Source organism: Bacteroides caecicola (genome assembly GCF_023337095.1).
Lineage (GTDB): Bacteria > Bacteroidota > Bacteroidia > Bacteroidales > Bacteroidaceae > Phocaeicola > Phocaeicola gallinarum.
Map to the genome: position 1 here is coordinate 143,487 of NZ_JAMBLM010000006.1, position 17,160 is coordinate 160,646.

General features: G+C 42.6%; 13 protein-coding genes, 2 tRNA genes and 1 pseudogene. 11 read left to right on the plus strand and 5 right to left on the minus strand.

What is annotated here, in order from left to right; all coding sequences use genetic code 11:
• Positions 1 to 4: 4 nt before the first annotated feature.
• On the minus strand, positions 5 to 3,220 hold the full coding sequence (locus tag M3085_RS07815; RefSeq protein WP_249052726.1) for a SusC/RagA family TonB-linked outer membrane protein: 3,216 nt from the start codon (positions 3,218 to 3,220) through the stop codon (positions 5 to 7).
• Positions 3,221 to 3,544: 324 nt separating this feature from the next.
• On the opposite strand from M3085_RS07815, the gene M3085_RS07820 reads away from it, so the two are divergent.
• The gene (locus tag M3085_RS07820) at positions 3,545 to 4,798 is read left to right on the plus strand and encodes a two-component regulator propeller domain-containing protein (protein WP_249052768.1); all 1,254 of its coding nucleotides are present in this window, start codon (positions 3,545 to 3,547) and stop codon (positions 4,796 to 4,798) included.
• Positions 4,795 to 7,605, plus strand: coding sequence for an ATP-binding protein (locus M3085_RS07825; RefSeq protein WP_249052727.1), 2,811 nt, complete (start codon positions 4,795 to 4,797; stop codon positions 7,603 to 7,605). The genes M3085_RS07820 and M3085_RS07825 overlap by 4 nt, the downstream gene beginning before the upstream one ends.
• 10 nt (positions 7,606 to 7,615) lie before the next feature.
• On the opposite strand, the gene M3085_RS07830 is transcribed toward M3085_RS07825, so the two are convergent.
• The gene (locus M3085_RS07830) at positions 7,616 to 9,106 is read right to left on the minus strand and encodes an acetyl-CoA hydrolase/transferase family protein (protein WP_178256690.1); all 1,491 of its coding nucleotides are present in this window, start codon (positions 9,104 to 9,106) and stop codon (positions 7,616 to 7,618) included.
• 148 nt (positions 9,107 to 9,254) lie between these two features.
• On the opposite strand from M3085_RS07830, the gene miaB reads away from it, so the two are divergent.
• On the plus strand, positions 9,255 to 10,628 hold the full coding sequence (gene miaB, locus M3085_RS07835; protein ID WP_204501414.1) for a tRNA (N6-isopentenyl adenosine(37)-C2)-methylthiotransferase MiaB: 1,374 nt from the start codon (positions 9,255 to 9,257) through the stop codon (positions 10,626 to 10,628).
• Between the two features lie 93 nt (positions 10,629 to 10,721).
• Here the strand turns inward: miaB and M3085_RS07840 are convergent, their stop codons facing one another.
• Entirely contained in the window at positions 10,722 to 10,922 is a 201-nt protein-coding gene (locus M3085_RS07840) for a PspC domain-containing protein (protein WP_178256692.1), read from the minus strand.
• Positions 10,923 to 11,316: 394 nt separating this feature from the next.
• Here M3085_RS07840 and M3085_RS07845 point away from each other — a divergent pair.
• Positions 11,317 to 11,389 (plus strand) — tRNA-Phe (locus M3085_RS07845).
• A 136-nt stretch (positions 11,390 to 11,525) separates the two neighbouring features.
• Here the strand turns inward: M3085_RS07845 and M3085_RS07850 are convergent.
• Positions 11,526 to 11,759, minus strand: a pseudogene (locus M3085_RS07850) (transposase); the annotation flags it as partial.
• A 208-nt stretch (positions 11,760 to 11,967) separates the two neighbouring features.
• Here M3085_RS07850 and M3085_RS07855 point away from each other — a divergent pair.
• The 7 genes from M3085_RS07855 (at position 11,968) to M3085_RS07885 (ending at position 16,959) form a co-directional block, all read left to right on the plus strand.
• Positions 11,968 to 12,180 (plus strand): helix-turn-helix transcriptional regulator, encoded by a 213-nt coding sequence (locus M3085_RS07855; protein ID WP_204501258.1) that lies wholly within the window; start codon positions 11,968 to 11,970, stop codon positions 12,178 to 12,180.
• Between the two features lie 5 nt (positions 12,181 to 12,185).
• Positions 12,186 to 13,235 (plus strand): adenine-specific methyltransferase EcoRI family protein, encoded by a 1,050-nt coding sequence (locus tag M3085_RS07860; RefSeq protein ID WP_249052728.1) that lies wholly within the window; start codon positions 12,186 to 12,188, stop codon positions 13,233 to 13,235.
• A 5-nt stretch (positions 13,236 to 13,240) separates the two neighbouring features.
• A complete protein-coding gene (locus M3085_RS07865; RefSeq protein WP_249052729.1) occupies positions 13,241 to 14,350 on the plus strand; it encodes an HNH endonuclease family protein in 1,110 nt (369 codons plus the stop codon).
• 2 nt (positions 14,351 to 14,352) lie between these two features.
• Complete coding sequence (locus M3085_RS07870; RefSeq protein WP_249052731.1) at positions 14,353 to 15,312, plus strand: DUF4062 domain-containing protein; 960 nt, start codon at positions 14,353 to 14,355, stop codon at positions 15,310 to 15,312.
• Complete coding sequence (locus tag M3085_RS07875) at positions 15,312 to 16,064, plus strand: ATP-binding protein (protein WP_249052732.1); 753 nt, start codon at positions 15,312 to 15,314, stop codon at positions 16,062 to 16,064. Before M3085_RS07870 ends, M3085_RS07875 begins: the two co-directional genes overlap by 1 nt.
• Positions 16,065 to 16,067: 3 nt before the next feature.
• Positions 16,068 to 16,235, plus strand: a complete 168-nt coding sequence (locus tag M3085_RS07880; protein ID WP_178257190.1) for a hypothetical protein — start codon at positions 16,068 to 16,070, stop codon at positions 16,233 to 16,235.
• 163 nt (positions 16,236 to 16,398) lie between these two features.
• Positions 16,399 to 16,959, plus strand: a complete 561-nt coding sequence (locus tag M3085_RS07885) for an NAD(P)H-dependent oxidoreductase (RefSeq protein ID WP_249052734.1) — start codon at positions 16,399 to 16,401, stop codon at positions 16,957 to 16,959.
• A gap of 69 nt (positions 16,960 to 17,028) precedes the next feature.
• On the opposite strand, the gene M3085_RS07890 is transcribed toward M3085_RS07885, so the two are convergent.
• Positions 17,029 to 17,099, minus strand: a tRNA-Gln gene (locus M3085_RS07890).
• Between the last annotated feature and the right edge of the window lie 61 nt (positions 17,100 to 17,160).

The window sequence follows — 17,160 nt, forward strand, 5'->3', positions numbered from 1 at the left end:
GGTTTTATAAGGTTACATTTACGCCACAAGAGAGTGTACGACTCAACGGGTAAGTCATACCGTTCTGATATAATGCCTCCGGATCGAAATTTTTATTAATGGAAGTACCCGTCCACAAGTTGTCACCAGAGAAGAATACTCTGACACGTTCCAATCCAACTTTATTTGTCCATGCTTTAGGCAGGGTATAACCGATTTGCAAATTCTTCAAACGGATATAGGCTGCATTCTGTACGAACTGAGACTGACTTTGGCGATTCTGGTTAGATCTCCAAAGAGGACGCGGATAATATGCATTGGTATTTGCTCCCAACGGGTCACCTTCTGGACGGAAGAAATCCCAATGTTCCTTGTAACCAGTAGAAGACCATGCATCACCGTTTATTCCCCAAAATATCATGCCACTTAATAAATAATCACGCTTAGCTACGCCTTGGAAAAAAATACTCAGATCAAAACCTTTCCATTCAGCACCAATATTCAAACCAAAACGGAAACGTGGAGTACTGTTACCGATTACTTTAAGGTCTCCCGGATTGTCCACTGTATTTTCTCCGTTTGTAATTTTTCCATCACCATCCAAATCGGCATACATCATGTCACCGGCCTTCCATCCGGAAGCGGCAAGGGTAATATTAGGAATGGTGTTTTGGTCTACTTCCTCCAAATGCTTAGCCATTTCTTCGTCTGTCTTGGCCATGCCAATAGATTCATATCCCCACATTTCTCCCAAATACTGGCCAGTGTAATAAGTGGAGAGTGATTTGCTGGCATTCGGATATTCCGTAATTTTGGTACGTGAATCTGAAAGATTGAACGCTACATTGTAATTAAATTCACCAATGCGATCCTGCCAGTTCAATTGAAGTTCCCATCCTTTGGTACGCAAAGATGTATTGTTCCGTTTAGGAGCATCCGCACCTACTATTGGAGAAATTTCCTGTGCCGGCCCTACCATGTCTTTCGTATCACGGATAAAGAAGTTGAAGTAACCGCTTAAACGATTATTGAAAGCACCAAAGTCTACACCATAGTTATAACTGTACACACGTTCCCATGTCAGCAAAGAACTTACTAATCCCGGAGTGCTTGCAATATTTGATTTATTGGCCATATCAAGCAGCCAGCGTCCACCTGCATCAGGGCTACCTACAGTTACATTCTGAATAGCATAAGTAGGATAGTAGGAATTAGTATTCTGGTTACCGAGACTACCGTAAGAGAAGCGGGGTTTCAAAGTATTAACCCATTTGCTTAAAGGTTCCCAAAAAGATTCACGTGCAATATTCCAGCCTACAGATACAGACGGGAAAGTAGCCCAACGATTGTCTGCGCGAAAACGAGAAGAACCATCACGACGAATATTGAATTCAAACAGATAACGTCCGTCAAAGTCGTAGTTCAAACGTCCGAAATAACCTAAAGAAGACCATTCTCCACGATAAGCACCGTTGCTTTGTGTTCCGGTAGAAGTATTAACATCGGGATTATTGTCGTTCATTACATCCGAACGCTTAGCCCAAACATTATTGTAGCGGAAACTTTCACTATTTATACCGAGCATTACTTTAAAATTATGTTTTTCAAGGAAATTGAAGCTATAATCAGCATAGAGTGAAGAAGTAATCATTGTTTCACGCTGTTGTTCGCTATAAGCCCATGTTTTTCCGGCTGCCAAGTCAGCATCTCCGCCAAGCCACTGCTCAGGAATGGGATTGTTGTCTTTGTCATAAAGATATACTCTGGCTACATTGTATAAATGTTCGAAGCTACCTGTGCGCAAAGCCAAGTCGCCGTGAATGGTCAATCCCTTCATCGGAGTAAGAATCAGACTACCTTGTGTGAAGTAAGTATCATCTTGCGTATTGGAACGCCCACCGGAAGTCAGTTGCATCAATTTCGGGTTACGGGTATAGTGACCATTGTTATCGTAAAGCGGCATATTAGGATGAAGTTTGGTTGTTTCTGAGAAGAAACGATCGCCATACAGCTTCAAGAAAGTCGGCATACCAATGTCTTCACGAATGAAACGGCTGTTGAATTCCAAGCGCATCCACTTGGTAATTTCAGTACTGATACGGGCGCTAGCATTGTAACGTTTCTTGTTATCGTTTGCGTAGTTCATTTGTCCGTCCTGACTCAAGAATGCACCTGATACATAGTATTGTATTTTCTCATTACCACCAGACAAACTGATGTTATGTTCTTGTCCGAAAGCGGTCTTGTCAATGAAGTTACGAGGCCAGTTTTGATTGTCATTAGAGTTCTGATTAAAGGCAAAACAGTTTCCGTTTTGTGAAAGAGATGGGTCTGCAGTAGTGGTTATCTCACCGCGCATATACTGCTGGATACGTTCCATGGTAATATCCGAGAAAAAATGCGCTTCACCAGAACCGGTATTGTCAATAGCACGGTTGAAATACTGCGCAAATGTATAAGCGTCTAGCATGTCGGGGATATTGGTCGGACGAGACCAACGCAGATTGTTAGAATATGAAATACTCGTCTTACCCTGTTTACCTTTTTTGGTAGTAACTAAAATAACACCGAACGGAGCACGAGAACCATAGATCGCAGCAGAAGCTGCATCCATCAAGACCGAAATGTTATCTATATCCTGCGGATTCAATGAGTTCAAATCACCTGCCACACCGTCAATCAATACGAGGGGAGAAGCACTGGAACCTGTCCCTAAATTCCCTGTACCACGGATATTAAAAGAAGGATTGGCATCCAGTTTACCTCCGGCATCAGGAGTACTGACATTCAGTCCCGGAACTACTCCCTGCAAAGCCTGACCTACAGAAGTTACAGGACGAGACTCCAACTTTTTGTTGTCTACTGACGCCACGGCACCGGTCAGATTTACTTTTTTCTGCGTACCGAAACCTACTACAACTACTTCATCGAGTGCCTGAGTATCTTCCGATAAAACCACCGGATAGGAAGTCTTTCCTTTTTGTACAGATACTTCCTGAGTTTGATAGCCAATATAGGATACTACTAATGTACTTCCAACAGCTACATTGCTAAGCTGGAAGTTTCCATCCAAATCAGTGATACAACCATTACTGGTTCCTTTAATTACCACTGAAGCCCCAATGATGGGTTCATTCAGTTTTTTGTCTGTAACAATTCCGGAGATGCTCATTTGTTGCGCATACAGCGGCAAAAGCCCTGCCAGCAAAGCTATGAGCAGAGAAATGAATTGTGTTTTCATACGACTCATGATTTTAAGTATTAGTTTAATTGATAATAAAGAAGTATTTGTTTTGTCACAAATCTCCGAAATAAACTTCTCGGAGGCAGTGGGTAAACATTGCATTAACAGTCGGTATTCTTCTCAGTTTGCGAATAAAAACCGTTTTTTCACTAGTATTCCGACTTTTTAGATATTTTTTTTGTTCCTTTGCGACAAAATAGACATCTTGATTCAAGTATGAAAAACATAGACTCTAGACTTATTGTATTTTTCTTTGTATTTCTTCGCTTTTTTTTGATAAAAGCACAAGTGCTTTCTGAAAAAGATTTTCAGGTTTTGAATGTGAATGACGGATTATCTGACAATGACATCCATTCCGTAGCAAAAGATACCGAAGGATTCATGTGGTTTGGAACGGGAGGCGGACTGAACCGTTACGACGGACGTACTTTTAAAATATTCCGGATATCAGAGAGCTCTTACCGAAGAATTGACAAAGTGGTATCGCTGAATAGAGATTACTTGCTTATCCGCTCAGAACAGAATTTGTTTCTGTTCAACAAGAAATACGAACGCTTCCTTCCCGTATGCGATTCTGTGAGCAAGCAACCTATTATGTTCTCTGACTTTATAGCAGCTCCCAATGGTAGTTGCTGGGGAGTATTTTCCAATGAGCTGTCAAAGATAACGTTTCCATTTCCCCTTGCAAAGGATACTGCATTTGTTTCTGTACGTCATGTGGCGAAAAATTTGCAAAACGATTCGTTCACAGTGTTGTGCACGGGAGAAGATGGCAAAATGCTATATTGTGCAAGCAAGAAGGGAACAATCTATCGTTTTACACCCGGACAAAGGAAATTGCAGAAGGTCTGCGACGGGCAGTTACCTTCCAGCTGGTGGGTATCTTCTTTGCTGAACGACAATTCGTTTATTTGGATTTCTACTGTAGGCGACGGATTGTATGGTTATGACTTGACAAACGGGAAATTACACCATTGGCAATATATTTCAGAAAAGACGGAAAACCAATTATCTCATAACGATGTATTTCGTTTGCTTCCGATAGGTAATGCCCAATACTTGGCTGTAACTTGGAATGGATATACGCTATTGAGTCTTACTTCAGAACGGGAAATCGAGTTGCGAGACTTCCACTCCTTCCTTCATAATGGGAAACAATATTTCGAAACCCGTATGATTTCGGGTTACTACGATAAAGAAGGACTACTGTGGATTGGCACAGAAGGAGGAGGAGTATTATTTTCTGACTTGCGCCAGTCGTTTTATCATCAATATGCCCAAAAACGTTCAAATGAGATTTGTGGCATCCAAATGGATAGTGATGGTTACATCTGGCTGGCTACTTTTCATAAAGGTGTCTTACGTAGCACACAACCTTTTGATGTGACACATCCGTTGTCGTTTGAATCGTTTGGTCCCCATATTCCCCAACTGAAAACTGCCATTTGTAGCTCCTTAAATAAGAATGGAAGTCTTTGGTTTGGTACTAAAGACGGAAGGATATTCCGTTACGGAAAGAATCAACAGTGGGATGATATGCGAATTGATATACCCAAAAACAGCCTTCTCCTGTGATATGGAATTTGCTTATGGTTACGGATGATCAATGCTGGGCAGGTACCAGCAATGGACTGTATTGGGTAGATTTTCGACAAGGAACTTCAAGGCACATCAGCTGGAATAATCCACAAATTCCAGATCATATACAGGTACGTACATTAGTTGCAGGAGATGATCAAACCTTATGGTTAGGAACCGGCAGAGGATTGTTGCGCCTTTGGCTGAGTGGCAACAAGGTATTACAGACACATGCCGGATATGAAGCAAAAGCTGGTATGCCGGACACTGAGATTGAAGTCCGTGCCTTGTTATGGGGAAAAGACAAAAAATTGTGGGTGGGATATGCAGGAAATGGTTTGGCATCCTATTCCCCGGAAGGAGACAGCATCCTGACCTGTTACACTACCACTCAAGGTTTGTGCAGCAATTTCGTAACTGCATTGGTTGAAGACAGTGACCATTCTCTTTGGGTGGGTTCCAATTCCGGAATTTCCCGCCTGAGCCGCCATTTGCAATCGTTTTACAATTATTATATTTCAGGGAGTAACCGCTCCGTATTTTTCGGAAAGAATTTTCTCTTTTGGGGAAATCACAGTACGCTGACTTATTTCCGTCCTTCTGACCTGCGTTTTAATTACCCAAAAGAAAAGGGAAGGGTGATTTTCACAGACTTGGAAGTGAACCATAGCCCTGTACAAATCGGACAAAATGTTAATGGGCAAGTGGTATTGCCTCAGTCGTTGCTTTATACCTCTAAATTGCATCTGACGCATGAAAATCGCAATTTCTCACTATCGTTTACCAACTTGCTGTATCTGTCCAAACTCCAGAAATACCTTTTCCGTTTGTACCCATATCAGAAGGAATGGATTATGGCCAATGAAGGAGAAAAAATCTCATACGACCGCCTGCCAGCCGGTAGCTATACTTTTCAGGTAAAAACTATTTTTCAAGATCAGAGTGAAGGTGATGTCAGTGCACTGACAGTGATAATTGCTCCCCACTGGAGCGAAACTCTTTGGTTCCGTCTGCTCATTGCGACAGGGCTGGTCAGTATCATATTAATATATGTACACCGCCTACGACTAAAACAAAAGCGGATACAGTATGAATTACGTCTGGAGCATGAGTTATTTACAGTCAATATGGAACGAAATAAGGAAATGGAACTTCGCAAAGAGCGTGAAGCCTTCTTTACGATGGCTGCCCATGAGTTGCGCACACCGCTTACCCTTATCTTGTCTCCGCTGCGTGAGATACTTTCCAGAATCTCGCCCACACATCCGTTCTATGGACGTTTATCCATTATGTTCAAGTATGCCGAAGGATTACATACTCTGACCGACCGCCTGCTGTACATTCAAAAAGCAGAAGCAGGCATGGTAAAGTTACGTTTATCTAAGATAGACGTTCTGTCCTTAATGAAAGACGTATCCGAAGGCTTTCACTCGTTAGCTGCCGAACATCATATAATGTATGGATGGATGCACGGTTCGGAGCATGTCACGATATGGGCCGACCGGGAGAAACTGTCGTTAGTCATTCAAAACCTGATTTCCAATGCCTTCAAATATACGCCTGAAGGAGGGAAAATAAGCCTTTCAGTAGAAAGGAAAGAATTCGATCAGAAATTCTTCTGCTGTATTTCAGTGACTGATACCGGAAAAGGAATAGATGCCGGGCTGTTGCAGCATATCTTTGAACCTTTTGTGACCGGCGATACAGACCCGTCAATGTCCACTCGCATGGGAATAGGTCTAAAAATCGTAAAACATATCGTAGAAATGCATCACGGACGGATAAACGTGGAGAGTAAACCGGAACAAGGTACTTCGTTTTTTGTGTATCTCCCCGAAGGGAAATCTCATTTTGAAGAAGACGACTGTACATGGGATGAAACCTCCGAGACAAACGATGAGGAGACGGTCAGAGAAAGTATTCCAAACCTGATGTTGCTGCAAAAAGCGGAAAAGATACCACAGACAACGGAAGAAGGACATACCGCCGCCCGTCAAACAGTACTCATTATAGAAGATAATACGGATATGCGCAATTATCTGCGAGACCTGATGAAGAAACATTACCGGATACTTGAAGCGGAGAATGGAGAAGAAGGACTGAAAATGGCAGTAAAACAAGTGCCAGATCTGGTTCTGTCGGATGTGATGATGCCCGTTATGGACGGCTTTACCTGCTGTGCCGCATTGCGCAAACGGAAAGAAACAGCCCACATTCCCATTCTGCTGCTTACGGCTAAAGCGGAAGACAAGGACAGCGTGGAGGCTTCTTACCGCGGAGCTGATGACTATGTGCGTAAACCATTTAATCCGGAAATATTGTTGGCTAAAGTGGCTCATTTGCTTGATATGCGATGCCGTCTTAAACAAATCTATACCCGCACATTGTTACATACTTCTACCGTATCAGCAGAGCAACCCGAAAGAACAGAAAGTGAGTTCATGCAAAAAGTGCTGTCGTGTATCGAGAGCAACGCAAACAATCCCGAATTCAACGTCAAAGTACTGGCCGGAGAGTTACACATGAGTCAGGCTACGCTTTACCGCAAGCTGAAACAGCACACCGACCTTTCTGCCGTAGAGCTGATTCGCCACATACGTATGACGCAAGCCGCTTTCCTATTGATGGAAACCAGCCTGTCGGTCACGGAAGTTGCCGAACGGGTAGGCTTCAATGACTTACCTACGTTCCGCAAGCATTTCATGGACATGTTCGGGGTATCTCCTTCCAAATATGCTGAGAATAAAACACCCGCACCTGAACAGCAATGCGGAGTTCAAACGCGGGTGGAGTATAACAGATAAGGATATTCGGTTAGAATGCGCCCCAATCAGTCAGACGCATGTCGCCTTTCTGCATGAATACTTGGTGCATACCCAGCGCGGCGGCAAGGCTGTGGCTGGTCTGCCCTTTGGTGGCTATCTTCAGATAATCCCATAACAGTTGCTTGTAGTCGGGGTGAGCGCAGTTCTCTATGACGGCTTTCGCACGTTCTGCCGGACTCTTACCACGCAGGTCGGCAACGCCCTGTTCGGTAATAATCACGTTGACGGAATGTTCGCTATGGTCTTGGTGCGACACCATCGGTACGATGGAACTGATGCATCCGCCCTTTGCCGTAGACGGGCAGGTGAAGATAGAAATGTATGCGCTGCGGGTAAAGTCGCCCGAACCGCCAATGCCGTTCATCATCTTCGTGCCGCAGATGTGTGTAGAGTTGACATTACCGTAAATGTCGGCTTCGATGGCAGTGTTCATTGATATAACACCGATACGGCGCACCACTTCCGGACAGTTGGATATCTCCGACGGACGCAACACTAACTTGTGGCGGAAAAAGTCCATGTTATCATAAATATCTTGCAGGCAGTCGTTTGTAACACTGAGCGAACAGGTGCTGCCAAACTTGATACGCCCTTCCTTTATCAATTTAATCACAGAGTTCTGAATGACCTCGGTGTACATCTCGAACGGCGGAATGCTTTGGTCTTTACCCAATGCGCTAAGCACTGCGTTGGCAATGTTTCCCACGCCCGACTGCAAGGGCAGGAAGGTAGAAGGAATGATGCCTTTCCGAAGGTCGGCAGCAAGAAATTCGGCAACGTTCTGCCCGATTTTGTCTGTAACGGGATCGGGGTCATGGAAACCACGTGCCTCATCGGGGATATTCGTCTCTACTATTCCGACAATCTTTTCCGGATCTACTTGGATGTACGGCAACCCGATGCGGTCGCTCGGTTTCACGATGGGAATCGGACGGCGGAAAGGAGGACGCTCCATCTCATACAAGTCGTGCATTCCGATGATGGACTTGCTGTGGGCAGCATTCAGTTCAACGATTATTTTGTCTGCGAGCCGGGCAATGGTAGGCGTAATGCCCACTCCGGCAGTAAGGTAAATACGCCCGTCGCCGGTAATTTCACACGCCTCGATGATAGCCGTGCTCACATGTCCCAAAAAGCCGGAGCGCAGACGCTGAGCCACTTGCGAAAGGTGAATGTCTGTATAGTTAATCTCTCCGTTGTTCACTGCCTTGCGGAAATCTGTGTTCGTGGTATAAGGAGCACGAAACTTAATCGCCTTCGCGCGGGTTAAAGCCCCGTCACATGAGTCGCCCGTAGAAGCTCCCGTAATAATGCCTATCTGGAAAGATTCTCCCTTAGCATGTTTCTCCTCGGCTATCTTTGCCAGTTCTAAGGTTACAGCCTTCGGGCTTCCAGCCGGCGTAAACCCGCTCAGCCCGATGATATCGCCGTCTTTAATCAAGTTAGCAGCTTCGGTTGCCGAAATAAATCTAAAGTTCATGGTATCAGTGTTTTTATATTCAGTATTATAGTTTCAACCAATGGTTGTCCCAAATATACAAATAAATCTGATATATTCAGCTTAATTTATGGAAGTTAACCAAGAAACCGATATCTTTGCATCCTCATTTCTAAAAATAACAAGCATTATGACAAAAGAAACTACAGGAGCAGACTTTAAATCTGCAACTGAACAAGGAAACAAAAAACTGTTTATTGAGACCTACGGCTGTCAGATGAACGTGGCAGACAGCGAGGTGGTGGCATCAATCATGCAAATGGCGGGCTACTCACCCTGCGAGAGCTTAGACGAAGCCGACGCGGTGTTTATGAACACCTGCTCCATCCGCGACAATGCCGAACAAAAGATTCTGAACAGGCTGGAGTTCTTCCATTCATTACGTAAAAAGCGCAAACACCTGATTGTAGGTGTACTGGGCTGTATGGCAGAGCGCGTGAAAAGTGATTTGATAGAACATCATCACGTAGACTTGGTGGCTGGTCCGGATGCTTATCTGACACTACCCGACCTGATAGCCTCGGTAGAAGCGGGCGAAAAAGCCATTAACGTAGACCTCTCGGTAACGGAGACATACCGCGACGTAATTCCCTCTCGCATCTGCGGCAACCGCATTTCAGGCTTTGTCTCTATCATGCGTGGCTGTAACAACTTCTGCCATTACTGCATCGTGCCCTATACCCGCGGACGCGAACGGAGCCGCGATGTAGAAAGCATACTAAACGAGGTGCGCGACCTGCAACAGAAGGGTTACAAGGAAGTAACGCTGTTAGGGCAGAACGTAAACTCATACCGGTTTGAACGCGGCGACGAAGTGGTGACCTTCCCCATGCTGTTACGCCTTGTGGCAGAAACCGTTCCCACGATGCGGGTGCGTTTCACTACCTCCCACCCGAAAGACATGAGCGATGAAACGCTCCGGGTAATCGCCGAAGTGCCTAACGTATGCAAACACATCCATCTGCCCGTACAGAGCGGAAGCTCACGCATCTTGAAACTGATGAACCGGAAATACACGCGCGAATGGTATTTGGAACGTGTGGAAGCCATCCGCCGTATTATCCCCGACTGCGGACTAAGTACCGATATCTTTTCGGGATTCCATTCGGAAACGGAAGAAGACCACCAGTTGTCTCTCTCACTGATGCGCGAATGTGCCTACGACTCGGCTTTCATGTTTAAATACTCTGAACGCCCCGGAACATACGCATCGAAACATCTTCCGGACGATGTTCCTGAAGATGTGAAAATCCGCCGCCTGAACGAACTGATAGAATTGCAGAACCAGCTTTCGGCAGAAAGCAATGCCAAAGACGTTGGCAAGGTGTTCGAAGTATTGGTGGAAGGTGTATCCAAACGCTCGAAAGAACAGCTCTTCGGACGCACGGAACAGAACAAGGTGGTAGTGTTCGACCGCGGAACTCACCGCATCGGCGATTTCGTAAAAGTACGCATCACTGAATCAAGTTCGGCAACGCTGAAAGGCATCGAAGTAGTTGAATAAATAAAAGACACGGAACTGCAAAAAGATTTCAATTCCGTGTCTTCAGAGCCTGTTGCACAATAGTGCGACAGGCTTTTATATTTGAAAAAAAAGTCAATCTTCATTTCGTTTCACTTCAGGCATGATAAGCCACAAAATCAAATATACGATACCGCCGGAGAACACAGTAAAAAACGTAGCCAATACATATACGATACGTACCAACGTAATATCCCATCCAAAATAATCCGCAATTCCCGAACACACCCCGGCAATCATTCGGTTATTCGACCGAGTTAATCTTCTTTTTTCCATAATCGAGTTTTATTTATGGCGACTAAGATACAAATAAAAGCGTTTACTCCCCCTCAGAACAGTCGAATTTTTCCGACAAAATAAAAATTCGCCCCCTCTCTTTTGCAAGCCTAAAATTTCTACCCGTTAAACTGATTAATACTATGGGTAGAACAAAGCAATTCTACCGCTTGAAATAGGTAACGCTAACGGTAGTTTTTTCCGGGATATCAGCGTAACGAGCCGTACGGAAATATACTCCTGATTAACAATATATTACATCAACCACAGAATAAAGAGCAATTATCATGATTAAAATATTTTCAAAATTTTTACTCAAAACTTTTGCAGATTCGGAAAACTTTCATACCTTTGCACCGCAATCGAGAAACAAAGCAACGAAACGATTAAAAACGGTGCCATAGCTCAGTTGGTAGAGCAAAGGACTGAAAATCCTTGTGTCCCCGGTTCGATTCCTGGTGGCACCACTGAAAGTCAGAGAGTTACAGCAATGTAGCTCTCTTTTTTTATGCTCAATATGGTCAGAATGCAGGTTGAAACAGGGAAATGTTTTCTCCAATGTTTTACCGGCTCAACGGATTTTCCCAGTTGGCAAGCTTTCTTTTAAGCGTATAGCATAGCCAGCCTGAACAGGAAAAATTTTACATCAGCCACCCCTCTTAACTGGTTTCGAAAAGCTTTTATTTTTGCGTTGAACGACTCCGCTGAAGCATTGGTCAATCGCTCTTCAAAATAATTTATGATGGTCGTACTATGGCTTGAAAACGTATCAAGCACCTTGTTGAACTCCATATAGTCAAACTTTTCCACTTCATTGTACCATCTTGCGAGATTTAGGGGTCAGCGGATATTGAAAATGGAACAAATTAAAAAATAAGATATGGCACATATAAAACGCCCGATACGACCTCCATAAAAAGAGTGGGTAATACACAAATTTCAATTATAAGGCAGTTTGTTGTCAAAGCTTGAGTTCTTTTGGTAGGTAATCATTATCTTTGCAGATACCATCAATTATTAATGCACGTATGCAATACGTTTCAATATGGGAACAGAAAAAATAAACAGACTAAAAATAGTATTGGTAGAACAAGGGAAAACTGGGAAATGGTTGGCTGAACAGTTGGGAAAGAACGAGGCGACCGTTTCGCGCTGGTGTTCCAATGCGACCCAGCCTTCATTGGAAATGCTGATGAAGATAGCGGAAATTTTGGAAGTGAATGCAAAGGATTTGATTAACAAGGGTAAATTCGATTAAATGATATGGCTAATAAGAATCTGAACAAGGCAAAAGAAGCCAAGAAAGACGAATTTTATACGCAACTGGAAGATATCAACAACGAGTTGCGGCATTATCGGGAACATTTTCGTGGCAAGACCGTGTTATGCAACTGTGACGATCCGCGTGTGAGTAATTTCTTTACTTATTTCGCCTACAACTTTGAGTTTCTTGGATTGAAAAAACTGATTACCACTTGTTATAAGAATCAGAATATAGACTTGTTCAGCCAAAACAAGAGCGAACAGGCCGTTTACTTGGTTTATGAAGGCGACAAAAATGGCGACCATATACCGAATGCGGAAGAGATAGGCGTGAAACCCTTGAAAGGTGATGGTGATTTCCGTAGTAAAGAATGCATCGAATTGCTGAAAGAAGCGGATATTGTGGTGACCAATCCACCGTTTTCCTTGTTTCGAGAATACGTGGCTCAACTTATGGAATATGATAAGAAGTTCTTGATTATAGGGCATCAGAATGCTATTAAATACAAGGAAATATTCCCTCTTATCAAAGAAAATAGACTATGGTTGGGCTACGGATTTAAAGGTGGAGCCGGGCATTTCATCTCACATTATGAGGACAAGGCAACCGCTGGCGACCATCGTGAAGGAATGATTCGGGTATCTGGCGTTACTTGGTTTACCAATTTGGAAATAAAGAAGCGGCATGAAGATATTATTCTTTATAAGCACTATACACCTGAAGAATATCCTAAATATGAGAATTATGATGCTATCGATGTGGCAAAGACAGAATATATTCCCTTAGATTACGATGGCTTAATGGGTGTTCCTATTACGTTCATGGATAAATACAATCCAGAACAGTTTGAGATAATAGGAAATACTTGTGATACAGATTGGATAAGGTCTGCCGGTTTTAAGCCGATGGGACAAGCAACAATTGATAATTTAAGGAAACAAGGAAATAAGGCTCATGTCACGGCCAATATGAATTCTCCGTACATATTGAGAAATGGTCTTGTATCTTTACCTTATGCACGAATCATAATTCGTAAAATCAAAAAATAACCGATATGCAGATAGAATTGAAATCCATAAAAATCCAAGACTTGATTGACGGATATATCAACGATCCCGATACCGGTGTAAAAGGCTATCATGGCAAATTAGATATACGCCCTCCCTATCAGCGTGAGTTCCGTTATGACGAAAAGCAGCAACAAGCCGTTGTGGAAACCATTCTCAAAGGTTTTCCCCTTAACATCATGTATTGGAGCGTGGATGAGAACGGCAATTTTGAAATGATTGACGGGCAACAGCGTACCCTCTCGATATGCGGTTTCTATACCCACGACTTTCATATAGTTGACCCTGAGCGAGGTACACTTTATTTTTCCACACTTACAGAGGAAGAGAAAGCAAAGTTTCTCAACTATGAACTGACTGTGTATTTTTGTGAGGGAACAGACAAAGAAAAACTTGACTGGTTCCGAGTAATCAACATTGCAGGAGAGAAACTTCTCGACCAAGAATTGCTGAATGCCGTTTATGCCGGACCTTTCGTAACAGATGCCCGCAGGCATTTTTCAAAGAACGGATGTCCGGCTTATAAAATGGGAGCCGACTTATTAAGTGGTAATGCCATAGAGCAGGCATACTTGGCTACTATCTTGAAATGGGCGGCTCGTCATGATAATGTGGAAAGTATTGATAAGTATATGGCGATACACCAATTTGATCCGAATGCCAATAAGCTGTGGGCTTACTTCGTATCTATCATTACATGGGTACGTTCTACGTTTACCAAATACCGCCGTGAAATGAAAGGCTTGGATTGGGGAGCCATATACGATGAGTTTGGTGAAAACGTGTATGATACGGTCGCCCTTGAAAAGCAGATACACGATTTGATGGAGGATGACGAAATCATGAAAAAGTCCGGTATCTACCGTTATGTATTAAGCGGAGATTTGCGTGACCTTAGTTTCCGCACTTTCGATAAAAAGCAGAAGCGCGAAGCCTACGAGCGTCAACAAGGTATCTGCGTCCATTGCGGCAAGCATTTCGAGTTGGAGGAAATGGAGGCCGACCACATCACGCCGTGGAAAGAAGGCGGTACTACTGTGGCAGAGAATTGTCAAATGCTTTGTAAGAATTGTAATAGGATTAAAGGAGGAAAATAACAATGGCAGCACCAAGAGTTTTTGTTAGTTCTACATATTATGACTTACAACATGTAAGAAATGATCTTCGTATTTTTATTCAAGGACTAGGTTATGAAGCTGTAATGCACGATAAAGGAAATATTCCATATACTCAAGAAGTCAGTTTAGAAGAATCTTGCTATAACGAGCTTGATACTTGTGATATTGTAGTATGCATAATCGGTAATAAGTTTGGAACAAAATCTGCAAATGGAGACTATTCAATAACAATGTCAGAATTGCAAAAAGCAATAAAAGGAAGAAAGAAAATTTATATATACATATTAAAAGATGTATATTCTGAAAATTTTATTTACTCAGCAAATAAAACAAAAGATTTCGTTCCGTATTATGCCGACAATATCAAAATTCATGAATTTATCACTGAACTAAAAAATACAGTCAAGAATCATCCAATAATTCCTTTTGAAAATGTATCCGACATAACAAATAACTTGAAGCAGCAATTTGCAGGATTATTTCAGCACCTATTGACTCAAGAAGCAACTATTACAGAAAGTAAGACTTATGAAGATTTACAAAATACAGCTCAAACCATACGTGAACTTGTTGATAGACTTTCTGTAGAAGAAGATTCATTCTTTAACAAGTTTAATAGTACAATTTATGCCATACGCCCAACATTGAGATATTTGTTGGAAGTATTAGGTGGTAAGCAATATGAATTATTCGCGTCAAACAGAGAAGCTATCAAACAATATTTAACAGACATAGGATTTGTTATAGAAGAGGATTTCCCTTTTTCTGATATTATATGTACCAAAATAGATGGAAGCTATAAATGCATCTTAACATTGAAAAATGAATTATTTGATGCAGAAGATAAATTAATCGACATAAGGGGGCGACAAAACTTAGAACAATGTATTTCGGTGCGCAATGAATTGACACAAAGTAACGTTGATGATTTACCTTTCTAATGAATACCGAATCCCAAAACATAGAGTTCAAAGAATCTTGGCGTGACGAATACCAGAAATGGATTTGTGGTTTTGCCAACGCACAAGGCGATACGCTGTATATCGGTCTGCGCGATAATAGCGAAGTGTGCGGTGTACAGGATGCCAAGAAGTTAATGGAGGACATCCCGAACAAGGTGCGTGACATGATGGACTACGCAGAACATTCTCCCATTCAAATCCGCGTGTATGAAAACAAATTGGAGATAATAAATGGTGGTGTATTGCCCGAAGGGTGGACGGTGGAAACCTTATTGTCCTCACATCAAAGTATGCCTTATAACCCAGATATTGCCAACACATTCTTCCGTGCAGGTGAGATTGAGGCATGGGGACGCGGCATTGAGCGTATCATAATGGCTTGTAAGAATGATGGTTTCTCTACGCCGGAGTTCCGCTATGACGCTTCAGGTATATGGACAACTTTTAAGTTTGAGTACCCGGAAAGGGCAACTATACAGAGCGGCCAGAAAACTACCCAAAAGACTACCCAAAAGACTACCCAAAAGGCCATACAAAATCTGACGGAACAACAACAAGCTATACTGTCATTCTTAAAAGAACATCCGGAAGCGACCCGAAAAGAAATCAGCGAGAGTCTTTCCGGCATTACAGAGGATGGTGTAAAGTACAATCTTTCTCGCCTTCAAGAGCTTGGCTTACTGAAACGTATAGGAGGTAGGAAGCAAGGATATTGGCAAATTATAGAATAAAGGATGATGGACGATTGGGAAGAATTTGAAAGTTGGCACGAGGATTTGATGGCATGGGAACGCTTTCAAGACGAGCTTGAAAGAATCAAGGGAGAAAATACCAACGATAACTCGCACAAAGAAAAAATTAACAATATATCAGACAATCAAACTTTTCCAAATAAACAATAAGAACAGAAATCTTGTTAATTTTGTAGCGTTAGGCTCAAAGCACCACAAGTATATAAAGATTAGCTTTGAAAACCATCTGCACTTCTCCAGCGCATTCCAAGGACAATCCGGTATGTCGCACGGAAAGGCAGCTATTAAAGTTTAACATAAAACAGGAAAGGGTATGAAAAAGATTTTAATTGTATCGGGACATCCCGACTTAAACGACTCATTTGCCAATAAGACGATATTAGAAGAAACAAAGAAATTATTACCGGAGGCTGAATTCGTATATTTGGATAAGTTATATCCGGATTTTCAAATTGATGTGAAAACAGAACAAGAACGGTTGCTCCGTGCGGATATCATCGTTCTGCAATATCCTATATTTTGGTATAGTGCGCCTTCACTGATGCACCGCTGGATTGAACAGACTTTTACGCATGGGTTTTCTCATGGTACGACAGGCGATAAACTGAAAGGCAAACAACTTGTATTATCTTTTACCTCTGGTGCACCTGAAGAAATGTATCGACAGGGTGGTCTGCAATGCTATCCTATTGATGATTTTCTTCCTGCTTACAAGCAGATGGCGAAGTTATGTGGCCTGCAATGGTGCGATTATATATACAGCGGAGGGCTGTCGTATGCCAGCCGGCATGATGAAACAGAACTGGCACGCATGAAAGACAAAGCGATTCAACATGCACATTTGCTGGTAGAAAAACTAAAAGGCATGGCATAAAGGGATTTCAAATCATAAATGAATACACAAAAAAATAGGCTGCTCGTAAAGAGACAGCCTATTTTTTTGTTGGACTACCTGGATTCGAACCAAGACAAACAGAACCAAAACCTGTTGTGCTGCCATTACACCATAGTCCAAACTTTTGTTGTTTTCCTTAGAAAACGGTGCAAAGATAATCTTTTTCAGTAATATCTTCCA

Coding starts and splice junctions, on each gene's coding strand:
- M3085_RS07815 (WP_249052726.1), bottom strand. CDS start 3,220: ATGAAAACACAATTCATTTCTCTGCTCATAGCTTTGCTGGCAGGGCTT.
- M3085_RS07830 (WP_178256690.1), bottom strand. CDS start 9,106: ATGAACTTTAGATTTATTTCGGCAACCGAAGCTGCTAACTTGATTAAA.
- miaB (WP_204501414.1), top strand. CDS start 9,255: ATGACAAAAGAAACTACAGGAGCAGACTTTAAATCTGCAACTGAACAA.
- M3085_RS07840 (WP_178256692.1), bottom strand. CDS start 10,922: ATGGAAAAAAGAAGATTAACTCGGTCGAATAACCGAATGATTGCCGGG.
- M3085_RS07855 (WP_204501258.1), top strand. CDS start 11,968: ATGGGAACAGAAAAAATAAACAGACTAAAAATAGTATTGGTAGAACAA.
- M3085_RS07860 (WP_249052728.1), top strand. CDS start 12,186: ATGGCTAATAAGAATCTGAACAAGGCAAAAGAAGCCAAGAAAGACGAA.
- M3085_RS07865 (WP_249052729.1), top strand. CDS start 13,241: ATGCAGATAGAATTGAAATCCATAAAAATCCAAGACTTGATTGACGGA.
- M3085_RS07870 (WP_249052731.1), top strand. CDS start 14,353: ATGGCAGCACCAAGAGTTTTTGTTAGTTCTACATATTATGACTTACAA.
- M3085_RS07875 (WP_249052732.1), top strand. CDS start 15,312: ATGAATACCGAATCCCAAAACATAGAGTTCAAAGAATCTTGGCGTGAC.
- M3085_RS07880 (WP_178257190.1), top strand. CDS start 16,068: ATGATGGACGATTGGGAAGAATTTGAAAGTTGGCACGAGGATTTGATG.
- M3085_RS07885 (WP_249052734.1), top strand. CDS start 16,399: ATGAAAAAGATTTTAATTGTATCGGGACATCCCGACTTAAACGACTCA.